A 17090-nucleotide genomic window follows, 5' to 3' on the forward strand; every position below is an offset into this window, starting at 1 on the left:
ATTTGCGCCGTGCCCCGCTCCCACTCGTCACGCCAGCGCTACCTCGAGTTCGTGCGTGACTACCGCGCGCGGCGCCTGGGCGACGAACGCCCGAAGCTGCCGGAGGGTGGCGACCCGACGGCCGTGAAGCCACCGTCGCGTTCGATCCGCGCCAACCTGCAGCACTACGTCACCTGGCTGAGACCGCATCGCGGTGCGATTGGCCTGTTGGCCCTGTTGGCCCTGATCGGTGCGGGCTTTGAGATGCTCGAGCCGCTGTTCATGCGGTTCATCATCGACCGTGTGCTGCTGGCAGGGGGCCTCGAACAGGGCGCGCGACTCAACCTGCTGCACGTGGCAGGCGGGCTGTTCCTCACCGTGGTGATTGCCAACGCGCTGACGGGGATGACGCGCGAATACCGGCAGCGGCGGCTCGACATTGACGTGATGCTCACGCTCAGGCGCTCGCTGTTCGAGCGCTTCCTGCGGCTCCCGCTGCCGAACCTCTGGGAGTTCAAGACCGGCGGCATCCTCTCGCGGCTGTCGGGCGACGTGGACACGACCACGGGCCTGCTGCAGATGGCGATCATCTCGCCGTCGATCTCCGTGCTCAAGCTGGTCATCGCCATCGGGATCCTGCTCTCGCTCAACTGGCGCTTGGCCGTGGCGGCGATGACGGTGATCCCTGGCGCGATGCTGATGAGCTTCATCTTCGCCAAGCGCATCCGGCCGATCTACCGCTCGGTGCGCGAGGATGCCGAGCGCATTGATGGGCGCGTGGGCGAGACCTTTGGCGGCATCCGTGTGGTGCGCGGGTTCGGGCGCGAGACGCTCGAACTGCTCGAGTACCTGCTCGGTCGGCACACCGTGGTGCGCAAGGAGATGTTCGCGCGCCGCCGCGAGATGGTGCTCTGGACCTCCTGGGGGCTGTTGGTCGGTTGCGTGAACGTGGTGATCGTGTGGTTCGGTGGATATCTGGCCGTGCAGGGACGCGCGTCGATCGGCGACATCATGGCGTTCCAGTGGTACAGCTTCCTCCTGCTGGGCCCCGTGTGGAACATCGTGAACTCGTTCTCCGAGCTGCAGCGCTCCGTGGCGGCGATGGAGCGGGTGTTCGGCGTGCTCGAGATGGACGAGGACAAGCCCGATCGACCCGATGCGGTGGACGCGCCAGCGTCGGTGCGCGAGATCCATTTCGAACAGGTGGGCTTCGAGTACCGACCTGGCGTGCCGGTGCTGCATGACTTCGAGGTCACCGTGCCGGGCGGCAGCGTGGTGGCGCTGGTTGGGCGTAGCGGCGCGGGGAAGACCACGGTGACGGACCTCGTGGCGCGTTTCCACGACCCGAGCACGGGACGCATCCTGCTGAACGGCACGGACCTGCGGGACATCAAGTTGCGCTCGTATCGCTCGATGCTGGCCATCGTGCAGCAGGACGTGTTCCTGTTCGACGGCTCCGTGCGGGACAACATCGCCTACGGGCGACAGGGTGCGACGGACGAGGAGGTGGAGCGCGCCGCACGGCAGGCCAATGCGCACGAGTTCATTGAGCGGCTGCCGGGCGGCTACGAGACGTCGATCGGCGAGCGCGGGGTCAAGCTGTCGGGCGGACAACAGCAACGGCTGGCCATCGCGAGGGCAATTCTCGCCGACCCACGCATCCTGATCCTCGACGAGGCCACCAGCAACCTCGACACCGAGAGCGAGCAGCTCATCCAGGCGTCGATGGCGACCCTGCTCGCGCATCGCACGACGTTTGTCATCGCGCACCGGCTGTCGACCATTCGGCGAGCGGATCTGATTCTCGTCATGGACCACGGCCGCATCGTGGAGCGCGGGACACACGAGTCGCTGATGGCCGCCGACGCGGGCTACGCCGAGATGGTGCGTCGGCAGATGGCGGCGGACGCGCTGGCCTGAGCGGGCCTGAGTCGGTCTGAGTCGGCGTGAGTCGGTCAGCGTTGGCCCGGGCGGCAGAAGCGCGGGAAACCGCGACCTCTGGGAGGCGTGTTGACCGTGGCCGTAGCCCTCCGACCCAGACCCGCGCATCTTCCTGCCATGTCCAAGTGCCGCCTGCTTCTCGCCATCCTCGCGCTCACGCTCGGCCACGCCTCCGTGGCCACCGCCCAGCGCACCGAACGCCCGCAGCTCCACGGCAAGCACTGGGTCGCTGTCACCGGCAAGCCGCTCGCAGCGACCGCTGGGGCGATGATCTTCCAGCAGGGCGGCAACGCGGTGGATGCCGCCGCCGCGATGCTTGCCGCGACCTGCACGATGTGGGACACGCTCGGCTGCGGCGGCGAGACGCAGGCCCTCATCTACCACCCGGGCCTCAAGAAGGTCATCGGCATCAACGCCCTTGGTGTTGCTCCCACGGGTGCCACGCCGGAGTTCTTCCGCGGCAAGGGGATGAGCTTCCCACCCGAGTTCGGCCCGCTGGCGGCCGTGACGCCCGGCACGCCGGGCGGCCTGATGGTGATGCTTGCCGAGTATGGGACGATGTCGTTGGCGCAGGTCTTGGCGCCGGCGCTGCAGATGGCCGAAGAGGGTTATCCGATGGAGGCGCAGCTCGCGAACGGCATCAACGCCAACGCGCGCCGCATCAAGCAGTGGAAGTACTCCCCCAACGTGTTCCTTACACACCCGGGAGAGGAGCGCGAGGCCCCGAGCGCTGGCGAGATCTTCGTCCAGAAGGACCTCGCGGCGACCTTCCGCAAGCTGATCGAAGCCGAGCAGCGTGCGCTGCGCCAGCGGAAGTCGCGCAAGGAAGCCATCATGGCCGCCTACGAGCGCTTCTACCGCGGCGACATCGCCGACGAGATCGTGCGCGGCGTGCAGGAGGACGGCGGCCTGTTCACCAAGGAGGACCTCGCCAACTGGCAAGTGCGCATCGAGGAGCCGTACTCGACGACGTACCGCGGGGTGCAGGTCTACAAGCTCCCGATCTGGCAGCAGGGCCCGGTGCTGCTGCAGGCGCTGAACATCCTCGAGAACGCGAACCTCAAGGGGATGGGCTACAACAGCGGCCAGTACATCCACACCATCTACCAGGCGATGAACCTCGCCTATGCGGACCGCGACTTCTATTACGGCGATCCGTACTTCCCGCCCGAGGAGCCGGTGCAGGGCCTGATGTCCAAGGACTATGCCCGCAAGCGCTGGGGGATGATGAACCACGAGCGCAACGATGCGGCGGTGCGGCCGGGCAATCCGTATGAGTTCCAGCAGGGCGAGAATCCGTTCACGGCACTGCTCGAGCGCTGGTCCACCTCGGGTCCGCGTCCCGACTCGCTACGTCGCCGCGCGATGAACGACGGTGCTTCCACCTCCAACGAACTCGACGCCGAGTTCCTTGAGGCGTTCACGCGCGGCACGACGAGCATCCAGGCGGCCGACAAGAGCGGCTGGATGGTCTCCATCACGCCCAGCGGTGGCTGGGTGCCGGCGGTGATTGCCGGCCGCACGGGCATCGGGCTCTCGCAGCGCATGCAGAGCTTCGTGGTGGACGAGGAGGACGGCCCGTACAACGTGGTCACGCCGGGCAAGCGGCCGCGTGTGACGCTCACGCCGACCATCGCGATGAAGGACGGCGAGCCCTGGATGGCCTTCTCCGTGCAGGGCGGCGACACACAGGACCAGGACCTGCTGCAGTTCTTCCTGTCGATGGTCGAGTTCGACTTCACCGTCCAGCAGGCCGCCGAGCATACGGGCTTCCACTCGTACCAGATGCGGTCGAGCTTCGGCGCGCACGATGCGCGGCCGGGGCGCCTGCAGCTGAACGAGCGCATCCCCGACTGGGTCCGGGACGACCTGCGCAGTAAGGGATACTCCCTGGACTTCGCCCGCTACACCTCTGGACCCATCACGGCGATACTTTGGGATAGGAAGCACCGCTCCTTCTGGGGTGCGGCCAGCAACTTCGGCGAGGACTACGGCATCGCATGGTGAACCTACCGGACGTGACATACGCCTACCTGGACCCGATCTCCGGATCGGTGATCCTGCAGGCCCTGATTGCCGGCGTGCTCGGTGCGATCCTCTCGATCAAGCGCGTGAGCTGGGCCATCCGCGACTTCTTCGCCCGACTGTTCAAGAAGCCCAAGTGACGGCGGACGGGCGGATCGGGAGCTCGTTCCGCGACCCGAGCGGTTTTCTCTTCACCGCCAACGGCGTGCTCCTGCGGCAGGTGCAGGAGCGATACCGCCCGCACTATCAGCATCTTCGCGCGAGCGGTCTGTACGACGCGCTTGTTCGCGATGGCCTGCTGGTGGCGCACGAGGAGCGGCCGCTGAGCGAGGCGGCCCAGGCCGGCGCCGCCTTTGTTCTGCGTCCCGAACGCATCCCGTTCATCTCGTTGCCCTACGAGTGGAGTTTTGGGCAGCGCAGGGCTGCGGCGCTGCTCACGCTGCGCATCCAGCGCCTGGCGCTCTCGCACGGCATGACGCTCAAGGATGCCAGCGCGTTCAATGTGCAGTTCCGCGGCGGGAAGCCCGTGCTCATCGACACGCTGTCGTTCGAGCGGCGCGAGCCCGGGGCACCGTGGATCGCATATCGGCAGTTCTGCCAGCACTTCCTCGCACCGCTGGCGCTGCAGGCGATGGTGGACGTGCGACTCGGTCTCTTGCTGCGGCAGTACGTGGACGGTATCCCGTTGGATCTCGCGTCGCGGCTCTTGCCGGGCCGCACGAAGTTCTCGATGTGGGCGCAGTTCCACATCCACCTGCACGCCAAGAGCATCGCGCGGCACTCGGCAACTAAAGGACGCACGGCCGCTGGCTCGGCAGGCGGAGCGGCCGCGGGAGCGACATCGAAGTCGCCAAGCGTATCGGATCGCGGCATCGAAGGGCTCGTCCTGAACCTCGAGGGCGCGGTTCAAGGGCTTTCGTGGTCTCCGCCGGGAACGGAGTGGGGCGCCTACGAGGAGAACCTGGGCTACGCGAACGCGGACCGCGAGGCCAAGCACGCGGTCGTGGGGGACTTCGTGAAGTCCAGCGGCGCAAAGTCGGTGCTCGACCTTGGCGCCAACGCCGGCGAGTACAGCCGTGTCGCGCGGGGCGCGGGTGCTTCACTCGTCGTAGCGGCGGATGGCGATCCCGTGGCCGTCGAGCGGCACTTCCGGCGCCTCGAGCAGCAGGACGATCCCGGCATCGTGCCGGTGTGGGTGGACCTGACCAATCCGAGCCCGTCGCAGGGTTGGGACCACGCCGAGTGGCCTTCGCTGGCTGGGCGCGGGCCGTTCGATGCGGTGATGGCGCTGGCCCTCGTGCACCATCTTGCGATCGGCAACAATGTGCCGTTGCCGGGCGTCGCGGCGATGCTGGCTCGCTTGGGCCGGCAGGTCATCGTCGAGTGGGTACCGAAGACCGACCCGCAGGTACAGCGCCTGCTGAGCGCACGCGAGGACATCTTCGGGCAGTACGCCGAGGCTGACTTCCGTCAAGCGTTCGCCGGCTTGGGGCTTCGTGCGCTGGCCACGAGGCCCGTCGGCAACAGTGGCCGCGTGCTGTACCGCTTCGGGGCTTAGCCGATGCGCGTCGCGCCGTTTCCGTTCCTTGTCGCGGCGTGGTTTGCGCTGGTGCAATGGCGGCAGGCGGGCTTGGCGAGCACGGGCAGGCTCGGCGATCTGCTGACGTCGGTGTTGGGAGCGCTGGCCGTCGCGGCGCTGGGAACGCTTGTTGGCCGCGCGGTCACAAAGGACGCCGCTGCCCGCGGGCTCGTGGCGCTCACAGTGGTCGCTTGGGGGGCGCTCTACTCTTCCTACGCGGCATACGCCGTGTTGCTCGGCCTCCGGCTTCCCGTCGCCGACTCGGTGCTGCTCTGGACCCTGCTCTGCGGGCTCGCCGTGTTCGTGGCAAGCCGGCTAACCGTGGGCGAGGGATTCGTGCGCGCGCTGAGCATCGGCTCGGGACTGCTGGTGCTCTTCCAGGTCTTTGGCGCCGCGACGGCGATGCGAACCGTCGCGGGTGAGACGCACGTGGGCAGCGGTCGCAGCGCCGAGCGGCCGGACATCTATCTGTTCGTGCTCGACAAGTACACGGCTTCGCCGTGGCTGTCCGCCACCTACGGCGTGGACAATCGCGCGTTCGAAGATTCGCTGCGGCAGCTCGGGTTCGTGCTGCCCCCCGCAGCACGCACGAACTATCCACATACCAGTCTCGTGTTGGCGACACTGCTCGACGGCGCGCCGGTGCACGAGACGGTGAACGACTCGACAGCGCGCTGGCCCGCGGTCTTTGCCCGTGTTGAGCAGGGCGCAATGATTGCGGCGCTGCAGGAACGCGGGTATCGCTTCGCATTCTTCCCCACGACGTTCCACGCCACATCGCAGCATCCGCGAGCTGACATCCGCCTGACGCAGGACGCTGCGCGCCGGGCGACGTGGTTCCACAGCTGGCGTGCCAACGGACCGTTTGATGCACTGATTGCGCTCCGCTGCGGGCGTCACGGCTGCCAGAGTGCGGCCGGCGAACGCGTGCAAGCGTTTCCATATCCGCTGGAGGCGGCCACAGCGATCCGGTGGAAGTTCGAGACCGTGCGCACACTGCCGGATAGCAGTGGACCGATCTTCTCCTTCGTGCACGCCCTGCTGCCCCACGAACCCTACCAGTTCTCCGCGGACTGCGAGCCGCAGGAGCCGTGGTGGCCGGTCAACGATGCGGACGCGGATGCGGCGGCGGACTCGACCATCCGCGCGGCCTACGCCGCCCAGGTGCGCTGCGCCAACCGGCTCGTGCTCGAGACCGTGGGCGAACTCATTCGCCGGTCGAAGATCCCGCCTGTCATCCTGATCCAGTCCGACCACGGACACGGACGCATGACAGAGGACGCGATGAGTGGGCGCACCGTGCCGCTCGTAGAGCTAACGGCAACCCAACTGCGCGAACGGCTCGATGTCTTCGCCGCCTACCGGGTGCCGGGCCACCCCGAGGTCTTTCCCGACAATGTCACGCCGGCCAGTGTCCTGCCGCGCACGCTGAACGCGCTCTTCAACGCTGGGCTTGCTGTTCCGGACGATCGCACCTGGTGGGTGGACGCCTTCCGCCAGCCATTGCGCGTGACGCCAATCCCGCCGGAACGCCTGCGCCTCAGCAGAGATGCACCGCCATCGCCTTGAAGGTCGCGACCACCGCGAGGCCGGGCTCCAGGCGTAGCTCACCGGCCGAGCGCGTGGTCAACGCGGCGACCAACAGCACCCCACGCACATCAACCGTCACGCGCGTCAAGGCGCCCAGCGTGGCGACCTCGACCACTCGACCGGCAAATCGATTGCGCGCCGAGTCGTGCGATTGATCGCGGGCAATGGTGATCTCTTCCGCGCGAATCACGGCGTGGCCGGCGCCCTCCGCAAAATCGCCCACGGCATAGAGTGTCAGGCCGTCGGACTCGAAGGCGAACGCGCGATGACCCTTGGCGTACGCCGCCGGATCTCCCTCCAGCCAATCCGGCGAGAGCTCACCCAGCTCGCGCGCTGAGCCGCCCAGCACGTTCTCCGCACCAAGGAACTCCGCGACGTACGGAGACGCGGGCCGACGGAATACTTCCGCGGGTGTGCCCTGCTGCAGCACGCGTCCCGCGTCGAGGAGGATGGCACGGTCGCCAAGCATACCTGCCTCGGCGAAATCGTGCGTTACCTGCAGCGTGGTGAGCCCCCACTCGCGATGCATCGCGCGCACCTCCCGCCGCACGACGGCACGCCGGCGCGGGTCGAGCGCAGAGAACGGCTCGTCGAGCAGCAGCAGGGCCGGCCGCCGCGCGAGGGCTCGCGCCAGTGCGACCAACTGTCGCTCGCCGCCGGAGAGTCCGTTGACATCGCGTGCGTACAGTTCGGTGACCCCGAAGCGCTCGGCGACATCGTGCGCATCCGCAGCGACCCGCGCGCCGTAGCAAACGTTCTCCCGTACGCTGAGATGCGGAAAGAGAAACGCGTGCTGGTACACGAGCCCGATGTCGCGCGCCTCAGGCGGGACGCCGCGTGCGGCGACGCCGCCGAGTTCGACGCTGCCTGATTCCGGCGCAAGAAGCCCCGCCACCACCTCGAGCAGGGTTGTCTTCCCTGCCCCCGCCGGTCCGATGACGACTCCGTACTCGCGCGCCCCAAGCTCCAGCTGCACGCTGTCGAGCGCGAATCGTCCCTTGCGCGCGGACACATCGCGCAGCCGCAGGCCGCTCACGACGACCTCCGCTCGCGCGCGGTCATTCGGCCCCCCGATCCCGTCGCAGCGTCCGCAAGAGCGTCAGCGGCAGGAGCGCCAACAGAGCGAGCACCGCAGCCACCGGCAGCGCCTCGGAGAGTCCGAAGCTGGTGAAGCGGTCATAGCTCAAGACGCTGGCCACCTTGGGATTGTACGTGAGGATGACGATCGCCCCGAATTCGCTGACCGCGCGCGCCCACATCACCACCGCGCTGGCCAGCAGGCCGCGACCGGCCAGCGGCAAGGTCACGCGACGGAACGCCGTCCACGGCGCATCGCCGAGTGTCCGGGCCACGCCCTCGAAGCGCGGATCGACCTTGGCAAAGGCCTCGCGCGCACCGCTCACGAAGAGCGGCGCCGACACGAACAGCATCGCCGCGATGATGCCCAGCGGAGTGCCGACGATACGCAGGCCCATCTCCAGCGCCGCACCGCCTACGGCCGACTCGCGACCCAGCAGCAGCAGCAACGCGATGCCGGCTACCGGATGCGGAATCAGCAGCGGAAGGTCCAGCACCGCCGAGAGCACTGCGCGTCCCGGAAAACGTCGCCGCGCCAGCAGCCAGGCCAGCGGCATGCCGCCGAGGACGCCAAGCAGGGTCGCGGCGGTGGCGCAGAACCCTGTGAGCAGGAGTGAGGCGCGAAGCTCGGCATCGGTGGCGAGTCGTGTGATGCCGTCGGCACCGGAGTCCGTGACCAGCCGCAGGATCGGCGCCGCGAGGAAGAGCAGCAGGCCTGAGGCCAGCGCCGCGGCCAGCACACTGGCGATGGCCGGCAGCCGCCGCGACGGTGCGGTCGCGATCACCGACGAGCCACCGCGCAGGCCAGTCGTGTCGGCGCAGGCTCAGCGCGCATCAGCTGCTTGGCCGGCGCGCGTGACAGGCACATCGAGCGCATCCATCCCTTCCCGCCGCAGAATCGCCCGTCCATCGGCGGACAGCAGGAAGCGCAGGAAGCGCTCGGCGAGTTCCGGATGCGGCGCAGCACGCGGCACGGCGAGCGCATACGCAATCGGCGTCCCGACGAAGGTCACGGAGTCACGCGGTGACTTGCCACGCACTGTCACATTGGCGGTGCGATAGAACTCCGAGAGCGCCGGCTGCGACAGGTCCACGGAGTCGCCCAGCAACACGTATCGCAGCCCGATCGACTTGGCCATCGACTCGTAGGACCAGATGTAGTCGTACTCGCCTGCCTGCAGGAGTCCCACGAGGTCGGCTTCCTTGGGGCGCACGTTGCGGTCGGGTGCCCGCGCCCTGAGTTGCACCGGGAGATCCGTCTGGCGCCGTGTTGCGGCCGCCAGCTGCCAGACCATCAGCGTGCGATAGCCGTTGGGGTCGAGCTGCGGGTCGGAGCGGCCCACTTCCACCCCGTCGCGGCTCAGGATATCCGGCCAGCTGGCGGTCGAGATCTCGCTCGCGTATCGGGAGTCGCCGGTGTAGGCGACCACCATCCGGTTGCGCGCGAAGATCACGTACTCGTCCACGTGGTTGGGCACGAGGTACTCGGGGAAGACGGCCACGTCGGCCAGCGCGATGATGTCCGGCACCTTGCCCAGTTCCGTGAGCTTACGGGCGGTCTCCAGGGAACCGGCGCTCTCCTGCGCAACGCGCACCCGCTCGCGCCGCGCGAAACTGTCCATCACCGCGCGCATCGGTCGTGCAAGGCTGCCCGCGTTGTAGACCACGAGTGGCTCCGCCGCGCTGCCGGATCCGCAGGACGCGAGGCCGAGCACGAGGAGGGCGTGGAGTGGACGCATACCGAAGTGTCGCAGTCCACCTGCCGTCGCACCAGTACCGTCAGGGGGTCCGGCTGGTACCTTTCACGCACTTCAACCCCAGACGTATGACCGATCTCGCACTCGAGATCCGCGACGTAGCCAAGCGCTACGCCGAGCACGTCGCGGTCCAGCAACTCTCGCTGGCTGTCCCCCGTGGCACCGTCTACGGCCTCCTCGGCCCAAACGGCGCGGGCAAGACGACCACCATCCGCATGATCCTCAACGTGATCGCACCCGACGAGGGCAGCATCACGATCCTTGGGCGCCCCAACCGCGACAGCGCGGTGCTCGACCGCATCGGCTACCTGCCGGAGGAGCGCGGACTCTACAAGAAGATGACGGTGCGCGATATCCTCCGCTTTCTTGGTGAACTCAAGGGCGTGGACAGGAAGACCGCTGACATCCGCATCGATGATTGGCTGGAGCGCCTCACGCTGCGCACGGCGGAGAAGGATTGGAGCAAGAGCAAGGTGGACGAGCTCTCGCGCGGCATGCAGCAGAAGGTGCAGTTCATCGGCACGCTGCTGCACGATCCGGAACTCGTGATCCTCGACGAGCCGTTCAGCGGCCTCGACCCAATCAACGCGCAGGCGCTGAAGGACACGGTGGTGGAGCTTCGTCGCCGCGGGAAGACCGTGATCTTCTCCACCCACCTGATGGACAATGCGGAGCGGCTCTGCGACGCCGTGTGCATCATCGCGCGTGGCGAGAAGGTGCTCGACGGCCCGATTGCCTCGGTGAAGGCGAACAACGCCGGCCGAACGGTGGCGGTGGCGCTCGACGGCAGCGCGAGCACCGCCGTCTCGGCGCTGTTCCAGGACCGGGCCTTGGTGGACCGCGTGGACGACCACGGGCGTTACTTCGAGGTCGAGTTGAGCGCCACCGGCGACGCGCAGGTACTCCTGCAGCGCCTGGTGGGCGCGGGCGCGACCATCCAGCGGTTCGAGCGCGTGCAGCCCTCGCTGCACCAGATCTTCCTGCAGCGCGTCGGCGCCACCGGCGTCGAGGAGGGGATGACCGGCCATGGCTAAGTTCTGGGCGGTACTGAAGCGCGAGTATCTCGAGCGCGTACGCACGAAGTGGTTCATCATCGTCACGCTGTTCGGCCCGTTTTTCTTCGGCGCGATCATGGTGCTGCCGGGCTACCTCTCGGTGCGCAATATCCGTGAGGCGCGGGTGACGAACATGCGGATCGTCGACGCCACCGGCCTCGGACTGGGCGCGCGTGTGGCGCAGCGGCTGGCGGCCTCACAAGTGGCGGCCAGCACCCCGGGCGAGATGGCCCGCGTGGACACCGTGACGCAGGACGCGGTCGCCGCGACGGAGCAAGAGATGATTGCGCTGGTGCAGGCACGCGAGGAGAACGGCGTGCTGGTGCTCGACAGTGGCGTCGTAAACTCCGGCCGCGCGCGCTACTTCGGCCGCGACGCCGGCTCGGTTGGCCAGATCGAGGCCATCGAGGCCGCAGTGCGGAACGCCGTGCTGTCGTCGCGGCTTGAGGGGGCTGGTCTCAACGTGGACCAGGTGGAGTCCATCACGCGCCTGCGCATCCGCATCGCCAGCGAGAAGGTCACCGACGAGGGACTCAGCGGCTCTGGGCTGGCCAGTACCTTCTTCGGCTTCGGCGTGGCCTTCCTGCTCTATATGAGCATCATCCTCTACGGCCAGAACATCCTGCGCGGCGTGCTCGAGGAGAAGACGACTCGCGTGGCCGAGGTGATTGTCTCGAGCGTCAAGCCGGACACGTTGCTCGCCGGCAAGGTCCTGGGCGTCGGCGCCGTGGGCCTCACGCAGATGCTGGTCTGGACGGCCAGCGGCATCGTCTTCTGGGAGCAGCGCGCCCGCATCTTCTCGATGATGGGCGTGCAGAACTTCCCCCAGATCTCGTTCCCCAACATCGACACGCTGGTCCTGATTGCGCTGCTGCTGTACTTCGTGCTTGGCTACACGTTCTATGCGTCGCTGTTCGCGGCCGTGGGTGCGATGGTCAGCTCGCAGGAAGAGGCGCAGCAGGCGGCCCAGCCGGTGATGATGCTGCTGATCTTCAGCATCATCTTCGTGCAGCCGGTGATGACGAACCCGACGGGCTCGATGGCGACCTGGCTGTCGTTCATTCCCTTCTCGGCGCCGATCATCATGCCGATGCGGATGACGGCAACCCCCGTCTCCGCAGCGGAAATTGGCTTGTCACTCCTCGGTGTGGCGGCGGCCTGTGTGGCGGCCATCTGGCTTTCCGCGAGGATCTATCGCGTGGGCCTGCTCATGTACGGCAAGCGGCCGTCGATGCGCGAGTTGCTGCGGTGGGTGCGGCAGTCTTGAACTGCTAACTGCATTGCCACAGAGGCACAGAGACACAGAGGTGTCGGAACGCAGGTAGGCCTCTGTGTCTATGCCAACTACAACTTCCAAGGGGGCCTGGCGGAATGATCTGTCCGCCAAGCCCCCTTTGAAGCTGCCGATGGTATGGGCACAGAGGCCAACGTGCGCGCTCAACCCTCTGTGTCTCCGTGCCTCTGTGGCAAAGCAGTTCCCTCAGCGCATCAGTCTCAAACGGCAGCCGACGCACAGTGCTGGTCAAACGCCGCCGTCAGGTCCGCAGCGATTGCGTCGGCCGAGCGGCCTTCGATCTGGAAGCGCTCCACCATGTGCACCAGCTTGCCGTCCTTGAGCAGCGCGATGCTCGGCGAGCTCGGCGCGTAGCCAGAGAAGTATGAGCGCGCCTGGCGCGTCGCGTCCACGTCGTTGCCGGCGAACACCGTGAACTTGTGCTCCGGCAGCGTCGCATGGCGTAGGGCAAGCGCCACCGCCGGACGCATGTTGCGAGCCGCGCAGCCGCACATCGAGTTCACCACCACCAGCTGCGTGCCCTTCGTCTGAGTGAGCGCCTCGTCCACCTGCGCCGCCGACTTGAGCGGCTGCACGCCAAGCGTCTCGATCTCCGCGCGCATTGGCGCGATCCATTGTTCGTCGTACATCATCGTGTCCTACTCCTTCTCCGTTGGAAAGCCGCGGCTTACTCGCGGCTCAGGGCCAGGAGCGCGGCCTGCGGTACCACCAGGTAGCGCTCGTTATCGAACGTGATCTCCACGGCCGCCTTGCGGAAGAAGAGCGCGTAATCGCCGACCTGCGCCTGCATCGGGATGTGCCGCGTCTCCTTCTGGCTGCCGATGCGCCAAGGCTCGTCGAGATGGTCCGTTACCTCGGGCAGCGGCGTGCCGGGGCCCGTGGCCACGATGCGACCGCCCTGCACCGCCTGACCCTCTACCGCCGTCGCCGGGAGGTACAGGCCCACCTTCGAGCGCTCCTCGCCGTCCTCGACCTTGATCAGGACGCGGTCGCCGACGACGATGAGCTCCTTCTTGCCTTTGCGCATCTGCGGAAACTAACTCAGCGGATCAGGAACAGGTTCGCCTGCCGCCTCAGCGCCCAGCGGATCCGCCCGTCCGGCCCGATGATGGCGTCCTCCTCCTGCGCCATCCGCACCGGCTGGCCGCCCCACTCCGGGACTGGCGTCGTCGCCTGCAGCTCGATCGAGTACCACATGTTCGGGATGATGCGCGCGTCGCCACTGCCGGGCACGCCCTCCTGCGCATCCCAGCGACCGACCAGCGGTCCTGCGCCGTGCCCGTTCACGCCAATGGGATGCGAGTAGAGCGTGCCATCGATTCCCTCGGCACGCATCCGGCCGAGCGCCGCGGCAAGCACCTCGTTCCCCGTGCGTCCCGGCCGCAGCTCCTCCATCGTGAAGTCCTGCAGGCGATTGGCGTTGGCCAGCGCGCGCTGCAGGCCCGGCGGCGGCGCCGTCTCACCGGGCATCAACACGTAGCCGTTGTGCTGGGTGTCCGTCGCCAACCCCAGTGCCACGATGCCCACATCGCAGTGGAGCACATCGCCGCGCTGGATGATGGGGTCCTCTCCCAGCGTGCCCGCCGTGGCGCCGCGTCGTTGCACGCTCACACTGGGCTGGAACCAGGTACCGAGCCCGAGGTCGTTCACCTGCTGCCGCCACCACCAGACGAGATCCGACGTGCGCGTCACGCCGGGCTTCACGACCTCCGCCGAGAACATCCGTTGCGTGAGGCTCCAGACCAGCTCCTGCAGGCCGCGATAAAACTCCGCCTCCTCGGGCAGCCGCGAGGCGATGAACTCCACTGGCACCGCGTCGGTGGAGCGCAGTCGGGCGCTCCACGTCGGTCCGAGCGCCGCGACCATGCCGTCGCGCTCGCCGGCCGTGAGGCCGTCGGCAAAGGCGAAGGTCTTGGAGACATTGATCTGGATCACGCGCGGATTCCGCACCTCGATCACCTGGCGCAGCAGCGACCACTGTTCGTCACCCACCAACTCCGCCTGCCGGGCTTCTGCCCCTGCGTCCACGGCAGCCGCCGCGCGGCGGGCATCGTAGAGCCCGCCCTGCGAGGTGCCTCCAAGCGCGATGCGCTCGATGCAGGAGCCGTCGCCAGGATCCGTGCGACCGTCTGCGGCGCAGCGATCGAAGAACACATAGATCGTGCGGCGTCGCGCGGCGAAGGTCGTGGGCGACACCAACGAGGAGAACGTCGGGTCCTCGTTGTATTCGCGCATCGGGATCACCCACATGTCCGTCCCGTGACGGCGCATCAGGGCCGGCAGCACGGTGGTGAGCCGGCGCTCCAGCCAGTGTTGGCGCAGCTCGGCCTGCTCGCGCAGGGTACCGAATGGACGCCGCGGTTGCTGAGAGGCGGCAACGGTGGCTGTCGTCGCGCAGGTCACCACGGCCAACAGCGCAGTGCGCAGGATGCGCATCACTTCGTCTCCTCCCGAGCTCGCATGAGCATCAGGCGCACCAGGGTGGACACCAGCGCCAGCACCACCGAGAAGATCGTGATGCCGGCCACGCGGAAGAACAGGATGCGCATCGACGTGCTTTGCCAGTCTTCCATCGTCGCGGTGTCGGAGCCAACGACCTCGAGTCCGAAGAGCGTGAGCCCGAGGCTCACGAGGATCTCAGTGCCAGCTTCGACCAGCGCAAACAGCGGCGCCCGCCACCACCAGCTGCGCAGCGTGTAGTTGCCGAGGTGCAGCGTGGCCATCAGGAAGAGGAAGACCGCGCCGCCGATGAAGGTGCCGGCGATCCAGAGCCAGGAATCACTCCACCCGAACTGCAGGACCGCTGTGCGATAGAGCCGCAGGCCCGCGCCGGTGAGCAGCGCCATCGAAAGCAGGTTCAGCGAGACGCGCCGCAGGAACGCCGGCTCGTCGAGTTGCTGGATGGTGGCCGCGGTGGCCCGCAGCAGCGGCATCGCCTAGCGCCCTCGAACTAGCGAGTGGCGATGCACTCGATCTCGACGCGCGCGTCGAGGGCGAGCTTGTTCGCCCCCAGCGCAGAGCGCGCCGGCAGGCGACCCGGCGGGAACATCTCGCGGTAGATGACGTTCATGCGGTCCCACTCGGCCATGTCCGCCATCATCACCGTGCACTTCACCACGCGGTCCATGCCGGAGCCGACGAGCTCGAGCACGCGGCGGATGTTCAGCAGCGTCTGACGCGTCTCGGCCTCGATGCCCCCCTCGACCAGTGTTCCGCCGGCATCCGCGTTGGTGCCGATCTGACCCGAGAGGAAGATCAGGTCGCCGACGCGCACGGCCGGCGAGAACGGACGCGAGGGCGTGCCGAACGGCGTGAGGTACTCGAGGTCGGGCTTCGCGGCTGGCGTGGACGGCGCTGCCTGCTGGGCAGGCACCGAGCCAGCGGCGACGAGCAGTGCGATGAGGGCGAATCGAAGGTGACGCATGGGGGCCTCAGCGAATCACGTGTCCGAGCCGCGACCACCGGATGTCGGTGATGAACGGCAGCGGGCGGTCAGAGTCATCGGCGTTCCACGAGTAGTACACGAACAGCGGACGGCCGCGGATGTTGTCGCGCGGGACGAAGCCGTAGTAACGGGCGTCCACCGAGTTGTAGCGGTTGTCGCCCATCATGAAGTAATGCCCTTCCGGCACGACGAAGGGTCCCCAGTCGTCGAGCGTCGGTCGCGCTGGTGCCGGCCCGAATCTCGTGCTGTCGAGGGACACGCGGGTCTGCCAGGCGAAGGCAGGGTCGCTCCAATCACCCGGCGCCCCGTCGGCAGCGGCCGCGTAGCCAAGTCGCTGCGGCACGCCGTCGACGTGGACCACGCCCTCGCGCGAGTACAGGGTGTCGCCGGGCATCCCGATCATGCGCTTCACGACCGTCGGCGTCGGGTCGTTCGGGTCAAACACGCGCGAGATGCGCCAGTCCTGGAACGGCGACACGAACACGACCACGTCCCCACGCCGCGGCTCGGCGTACCCGGGCAGGCGGGTCTGCGTGAACGGCACGTGCGGGCCGAATCGCAGCTTGTTCACGAACAGCCAATCGCCCACGAGCAGCGTGGGAATCATCGAGCCCGAGGGAATGCGGTAGGCCTCGAGGAGGAAGGTGCGCAGGAGCAGGAAGATCGCGACCGTCGCCGCGAGGGACTTGAATCCCTCCCAGAACTTCCTCGGGTCCACGCGTGGGCCGCCACCGCTCCGGGCGGCAGCGACGACGTTCTTGGGCTTGCTGGCGGCAGAGGGGCGCTTCTTGGCCACGTCGGGTCGGGTGATGGGCAACAGGGCGGCAGCAGCCGCGTCCCGAGGGAATCTGGCCGTTTGGCAGGGGGAAAACGAGAGGGGCGCGCCTTGCGGCGCGCCCCTCTGCGGTCTGCGAGGACCTCGGTTACTTGAGGTTCTTCGACACGAGCTTGGTCATGTCGAACATCGAGACCTGACCCTTGCCACCGAAGACAGCCTTGAGCTTGTCGTCGGCGTTGATCATGCGGCGGTTCTTCTTGTCCTGCAGGCCGTTCTTCTTGATGTAGACCCAGAGCTTCTTGGTGAGCTCGGTGCGCGGCAGCGGCGAGGCGCCCACCACGGCGGCGAGCTTCTCGTTCGGCGTCACCGGCTTCATGAACGCGGCGTTCGGCTTCCGCTTCGCGGCCTTCTTCTTGGGGGCCTTCTTCGCGGCCTTCTTTGCCGGCTTCTTCGCGGCCTTCTTCTTCTTGGCAGCCATTCGATCAATCTCCTCGGGAGAGTGTTGGATCACGCTGCTACGCCCGGTCGAGCACTGCGCGATCTGCCCTCGAAGGTAAGGCCCGTCGCTCT

At 67.6% G+C, this 17090-nt stretch carries 17 protein-coding genes; 7 read left to right on the forward strand and 10 right to left on the reverse strand.

The features are described 5' to 3' along the window. The first annotated feature begins 9 nt into the window (after positions 1 to 9). The 5 genes from KF709_06300 to KF709_06320 all read left to right on the forward strand — a co-directional run bounded on the left by KF709_06300 (position 10) and on the right by KF709_06320 (position 7093). Positions 10 to 1899 (forward strand): ABC transporter ATP-binding protein, encoded by a 1890-nt coding sequence (locus tag KF709_06300; protein MBX3174005.1) that lies wholly within the window; start codon positions 10 to 12, stop codon positions 1897 to 1899. 138 nt (positions 1900 to 2037) lie between these two features. Continuing rightward, positions 2038 to 3927, forward strand: a complete 1890-nt coding sequence (locus KF709_06305) for a gamma-glutamyltransferase (protein ID MBX3174006.1) — start codon at positions 2038 to 2040, stop codon at positions 3925 to 3927. Positions 3928 to 3938: 11 nt separating this feature from the next. After that, positions 3939 to 4085, forward strand: a complete 147-nt coding sequence (locus tag KF709_06310) for a hypothetical protein (GenBank protein MBX3174007.1) — start codon at positions 3939 to 3941, stop codon at positions 4083 to 4085. Next, the gene (locus KF709_06315; GenBank protein MBX3174008.1) at positions 4082 to 5503 is read left to right on the forward strand and encodes a class I SAM-dependent methyltransferase; all 1422 of its coding nucleotides are present in this window, start codon (positions 4082 to 4084) and stop codon (positions 5501 to 5503) included. The genes KF709_06310 and KF709_06315 overlap by 4 nt, the downstream gene beginning before the upstream one ends. Positions 5504 to 5506: 3 nt before the next feature. Then, positions 5507 to 7093 (forward strand): hypothetical protein, encoded by a 1587-nt coding sequence (locus tag KF709_06320; GenBank protein MBX3174009.1) that lies wholly within the window; start codon positions 5507 to 5509, stop codon positions 7091 to 7093. Here the strand turns inward: KF709_06320 and KF709_06325 are convergent. The 3 genes from KF709_06325 to KF709_06335 are packed head-to-tail and all read right to left on the reverse strand — an operon-like array spanning position 7065 to position 9930. Beyond that, complete coding sequence (locus tag KF709_06325; GenBank protein ID MBX3174010.1) at positions 7065 to 8150, reverse strand: ABC transporter ATP-binding protein; 1086 nt, start codon at positions 8148 to 8150, stop codon at positions 7065 to 7067. The genes KF709_06320 and KF709_06325 overlap by 29 nt on opposite strands. A 22-nt stretch (positions 8151 to 8172) precedes the next feature. Next, positions 8173 to 8976, reverse strand: coding sequence for an ABC transporter permease (locus tag KF709_06330; protein MBX3174011.1), 804 nt, complete (start codon positions 8974 to 8976; stop codon positions 8173 to 8175). Positions 8977 to 9015: 39 nt separating this feature from the next. Further along, positions 9016 to 9930, reverse strand: a complete 915-nt coding sequence (locus KF709_06335; protein ID MBX3174012.1) for an extracellular solute-binding protein — start codon at positions 9928 to 9930, stop codon at positions 9016 to 9018. 86 nt (positions 9931 to 10016) lie between these two features. On the opposite strand from KF709_06335, the gene KF709_06340 reads away from it, so the two are divergent. Together KF709_06340 and KF709_06345 are read left to right on the forward strand one after the other, a co-directional pair. Continuing rightward, entirely contained in the window at positions 10017 to 10982 is a 966-nt protein-coding gene (locus tag KF709_06340; GenBank protein ID MBX3174013.1) for an ATP-binding cassette domain-containing protein, read from the forward strand. Beyond that, positions 10975 to 12270: an ABC transporter permease gene (locus tag KF709_06345; protein ID MBX3174014.1), complete on the forward strand. Its 1296-nt coding sequence runs from the start codon at positions 10975 to 10977 to the stop codon at positions 12268 to 12270. The genes KF709_06340 and KF709_06345 overlap by 8 nt, the downstream gene beginning before the upstream one ends. 227 nt (positions 12271 to 12497) lie before the next feature. On the opposite strand, the gene KF709_06350 is transcribed toward KF709_06345, so the two are convergent. The 7 genes from KF709_06350 to KF709_06380 all read right to left on the reverse strand — a co-directional run bounded on the left by KF709_06350 (position 12498) and on the right by KF709_06380 (position 16998). Further along, positions 12498 to 12926, reverse strand: coding sequence for a BrxA/BrxB family bacilliredoxin (locus tag KF709_06350; GenBank protein MBX3174015.1), 429 nt, complete (start codon positions 12924 to 12926; stop codon positions 12498 to 12500). Positions 12927 to 12964: 38 nt separating this feature from the next. Further along, positions 12965 to 13324, reverse strand: coding sequence for a co-chaperone GroES (locus KF709_06355; protein ID MBX3174016.1), 360 nt, complete (start codon positions 13322 to 13324; stop codon positions 12965 to 12967). A gap of 14 nt (positions 13325 to 13338) precedes the next feature. Then, positions 13339 to 14733 carry an aminopeptidase P family protein gene (locus KF709_06360; protein MBX3174017.1) on the reverse strand — a complete coding sequence of 465 codons (1395 nt, stop codon included), beginning with the start codon at positions 14731 to 14733 and terminating at the stop codon, positions 13339 to 13341. Continuing rightward, on the reverse strand, positions 14733 to 15230 hold the full coding sequence (locus KF709_06365; GenBank protein MBX3174018.1) for a hypothetical protein: 498 nt from the start codon (positions 15228 to 15230) through the stop codon (positions 14733 to 14735). The genes KF709_06360 and KF709_06365 overlap by 1 nt, the downstream gene beginning before the upstream one ends. A 17-nt stretch (positions 15231 to 15247) precedes the next feature. Continuing rightward, a complete protein-coding gene (locus tag KF709_06370) occupies positions 15248 to 15721 on the reverse strand; it encodes a RidA family protein (GenBank protein MBX3174019.1) in 474 nt (157 codons plus the stop codon). Between the two features lie 7 nt (positions 15722 to 15728). Next, complete coding sequence (gene lepB, locus KF709_06375) at positions 15729 to 16559, reverse strand: signal peptidase I (GenBank protein ID MBX3174020.1); 831 nt, start codon at positions 16557 to 16559, stop codon at positions 15729 to 15731. Positions 16560 to 16665: 106 nt separating this feature from the next. After that, positions 16666 to 16998 carry a hypothetical protein gene (locus KF709_06380; GenBank protein ID MBX3174021.1) on the reverse strand — a complete coding sequence of 111 codons (333 nt, stop codon included), beginning with the start codon at positions 16996 to 16998 and terminating at the stop codon, positions 16666 to 16668. Positions 16999 to 17090 lie beyond the last annotated feature (92 nt).

It is taken from the genome of Gemmatimonadaceae bacterium, assembly GCA_019637445.1.
Classification (GTDB): domain Bacteria; phylum Gemmatimonadota; class Gemmatimonadetes; order Gemmatimonadales; family Gemmatimonadaceae; genus Pseudogemmatithrix.

What these genes read in the sequence shown, in the direction of transcription:
- KF709_06345 (MBX3174014.1), top strand. Translation starts at nt 10,975, where the DNA reads ATGGCTAAGTTCTGGGCGGTACTGAAGCGCGAGTATCTCGAGCGCGTA.
- KF709_06370 (MBX3174019.1), bottom strand. Translation starts at nt 15,721, where the DNA reads ATGCGTCACCTTCGATTCGCCCTCATCGCACTGCTCGTCGCCGCTGGC.
- KF709_06320 (MBX3174009.1), top strand. Translation starts at nt 5,507, where the DNA reads ATGCGCGTCGCGCCGTTTCCGTTCCTTGTCGCGGCGTGGTTTGCGCTG.
- KF709_06380 (MBX3174021.1), bottom strand. Translation starts at nt 16,998, where the DNA reads ATGGCTGCCAAGAAGAAGAAGGCCGCGAAGAAGCCGGCAAAGAAGGCC.
- KF709_06340 (MBX3174013.1), top strand. Translation starts at nt 10,017, where the DNA reads ATGACCGATCTCGCACTCGAGATCCGCGACGTAGCCAAGCGCTACGCC.
- KF709_06355 (MBX3174016.1), bottom strand. Translation starts at nt 13,324, where the DNA reads ATGCGCAAAGGCAAGAAGGAGCTCATCGTCGTCGGCGACCGCGTCCTG.
- KF709_06305 (MBX3174006.1), top strand. Translation starts at nt 2,038, where the DNA reads ATGTCCAAGTGCCGCCTGCTTCTCGCCATCCTCGCGCTCACGCTCGGC.
- KF709_06350 (MBX3174015.1), bottom strand. Translation starts at nt 12,926, where the DNA reads ATGTACGACGAACAATGGATCGCGCCAATGCGCGCGGAGATCGAGACG.
- KF709_06335 (MBX3174012.1), bottom strand. Translation starts at nt 9,930, where the DNA reads ATGCGTCCACTCCACGCCCTCCTCGTGCTCGGCCTCGCGTCCTGCGGA.
- KF709_06365 (MBX3174018.1), bottom strand. Translation starts at nt 15,230, where the DNA reads ATGCCGCTGCTGCGGGCCACCGCGGCCACCATCCAGCAACTCGACGAG.
- KF709_06360 (MBX3174017.1), bottom strand. Translation starts at nt 14,733, where the DNA reads ATGCGCATCCTGCGCACTGCGCTGTTGGCCGTGGTGACCTGCGCGACG.